Below are 888 nucleotides of genomic sequence, written 5' to 3' on the forward strand. Positions count from 1 at the left end.
CAACGGAACCGGAACCCACGGAGCGATCCTCGCGGACACCCCGCCGGAGGGCGGGGACACCCCGATCGTCGAGCTACGAGGCGCCGGCAAGTCCTACGGCAACATCCGCGCCCTGCACGGCGTCAGCCTCCAGGTCCACCCCAGCCAGGTCACCTGCGTGCTGGGCGACAACGGCGCCGGCAAGTCCACCCTCATCAAGATCATCTCCGGGCTGCACCAGCACACCGAGGGCGAGTTCCTCGTCGACAACGCCCCCGTCCGCTTCTCCACCCCCCGCGAAGCCCTCGACAAGGGCATCGCCACCGTCTACCAGGACCTCGCCGTCGTCCCCCTCATGCCCGTGTGGCGCAACTTCTTCCTCGGCTCCGAGATGACCCGCGGCCCCTGGCCCCTGCGCCGCCTCGACATCGCCAGGATGAAGCAGACCGCCGACCACGAACTGCGCGAGATGGGCATCGTCCTCGACGACCTCGAACAGCCCATCGGCACCCTCTCGGGCGGCCAGCGCCAGTGCGTGGCCATCGCCCGCGCCGTCTACTTCGGCGCCCGCGTCCTCATCCTCGACGAGCCCACCGCCGCCCTGGGCGTCAAGCAGTCCGGCGTCGTGCTGAAGTACATCGCCGCCGCCCGCGACCGCGGCCTCGGCGTCATCTTCATCACCCACAACCCCCACCACGCCTACATGGTCGGCGACCACTTCAGCGTGCTGCGCCTGGGCACCATGGAACTGTCCGCCTCCCGCGACCAGGTCAGCCTCGAGGAACTCACCAACCACATGGCCGGCGGCGCCGAACTCGCCGCCCTCAAACACGAACTCAGCCAGGTCCGCGGCGTCGACGTCGAGGAACTCCCCGAAGAGGGGGACCTCACCGCACCCGTCGCGGCGGG

The 888-nt window shown here is 69.9% G+C and carries 1 protein-coding gene; it reads left to right on the plus strand.

Annotated elements, in window-relative coordinates; genetic code table 11:
* The coding region (locus tag GRC12_RS44725; RefSeq protein WP_244374725.1) for an ATP-binding cassette domain-containing protein at positions 1–888 on the plus strand (888 nt) is incomplete at both ends.

It is taken from the genome of Streptomyces griseorubiginosus (assembly GCF_017614965.1).
Taxonomy (GTDB): Bacteria; Actinomycetota; Actinomycetes; order Streptomycetales; family Streptomycetaceae; genus Streptomyces; species Streptomyces griseorubiginosus_B.